Source organism: Pseudoalteromonas luteoviolacea CPMOR-1 (genome assembly GCF_001625685.1).
Classification (GTDB): Bacteria; Pseudomonadota; Gammaproteobacteria; order Enterobacterales; family Alteromonadaceae; genus Pseudoalteromonas; species Pseudoalteromonas luteoviolacea_K.
This window is the reverse complement of record NZ_AUYC01000097.1, coordinates 1-1800: the sequence shown is the minus strand read 5'-3', so window position 1 is coordinate 1800 and position 1800 is coordinate 1. Positions and strand designations below refer to the sequence as shown.

Annotated in this window: 2 pseudogenes; both read left to right on the top strand. The window is 42.9% G+C overall.

What is annotated here, in order from left to right:
• Window positions 1-937 (top strand): annotated as a pseudogene (locus N473_RS26625) (hypothetical protein); the annotation flags it as partial.
• Window positions 937-1800: pseudogene (locus N473_RS25660) on the top strand (hypothetical protein); the annotation flags it as partial. The pseudogenes N473_RS26625 and N473_RS25660, both read left to right, overlap by 1 nt.

Here is a 1800-nt window from a genome sequence, read left to right as displayed (position 1 = left end):
AGCAACAGGTGATGTTAGTATTGAATTTTCGGTTGATATACTGCCAAGCACCATCCGATATGACGTCGATGAACTAGAAGAGATCACGGTCCCATCACCACCAAACGGCATTGATTACAACCTGTTGCCCACTGGTAGTGTTCCTATTATTCATGAAGATCACTTGATTTGCATTCAGCACCGAGATAGAAACGCGCACTCTTCATTGACTAACGGGCAGACCGTTAATGTAATTTCAGGAGCTAACTGGCTAGACATTGTAGACAGCGAGGGAAAATCGTTATATTCACTCACTGACGACAATTACTCTTATGACAGAGCGTTGGGAACTGTCACGATAAAAGCTGGTGTATCTGCGTTCACAGCCCCGTTTATCATTACTGCAATACAATCAGAGCTAGTACAAGTCGATAGTATCAATGGACAAGATATTCAACTATTAACGAGTCTAAGTAAAAGCTACCCAGTCGGATCAACAGTTTCTAGTGTTCAGCGCCTAGGCAATTTTCAAGCTAGATCGTCAGATGAAAGGACAGTAAGCGCATGGCAAAACAATTTTGGTGATACCGGCGCAAGTGCATCAAATACCGTTAATACGATTCAATACCCCATTCAAATGATCAATTCGGGTGCAATTAATCAGCGGTGGGCAATCGTTTTTACTTCAACTACTGAATTTACAGTGTACGGTGAAACATTAGGCGCTGTTTTAAATGGCTCAATTAGCAGTGATTGCAAGCCGATTAACCCTTTTGTAAACAGCCCTTATTTCACTATATTAAGCGCCGCGTTCGGTGCGGGTTTAAATGTTGGGGAAGCTTTTTTGTTTACAACATACGCATCAAGTAAGCCCACGATGCTAGTTCGTTCAATCTCACCCGGTCACACAAATATAGAGCACGATAGCTCGACAATATCGTTCAGAGGTTTTTACTAATGTCTATGCCAGTTTCAGTATATAGCTCAACAGATGCCGGTGCACCCCAATTTATAGAGGGGAAGCCCAGTGAGTTATTTAATGTACTAAAAGCGTGCCTTGTGGACGGGTACGGAAGCAAAGCAGCGGCAGGGTGGCAGCTGCAATCTGTTACGTCTTCAGAAATGATTATTAATAATGATCCTAATTCTGCAAGTGGTTTCACGGCAAGGCTAACCACTGAAAGGGGAGATGATTCAGTACGGCAATGTGTTGATGTTACACCAATGAAAGCGTGGACGGGAACAGAGGCATTACTACCTGGCTACAGGAAAGTGATATACATTGCATCAGATGCCCGTTTTTTTAACTGGACCGTTATTGCGAGCAAATCGGCATTTTACTTTTTTAAAGGGTGGTGGAGTGATTTAGTTGGAGGACCTTATCAGTATGGTGCAAAAGAAACCGCAATTTTCGTCGGGGATATTAAGCCATTTGTAGCCAATGACTTATCCATTTTTTTAGCATATGGCTCAGATAGCGGTAAGAAAAATCACGAGTTCGGTAGTAGGTATTCGCAGCAATCATATGACTTTGGTTTTGATATGGGGCTCAATGGTACAACTGCTCAAACCGTCAAGCTATACGATCGCGCTTTAAATGGGCCACCAATTGATTACCACGTTCGACCAATGTTAATTAATTCAAATCCAGAACAGCCTGCACCGCCCACTGACGGCCTCTATTTGCCAGTGTACATTATGAATGATATAGGTACGCCACAGTGCTTGAGGGGTTTATTACCTGGCTTACTTCACCCTACAGAGCCGCAACATCGCAATGAGTTACCACCCTTTTATAACTACATTAATGGGCAAAAACAC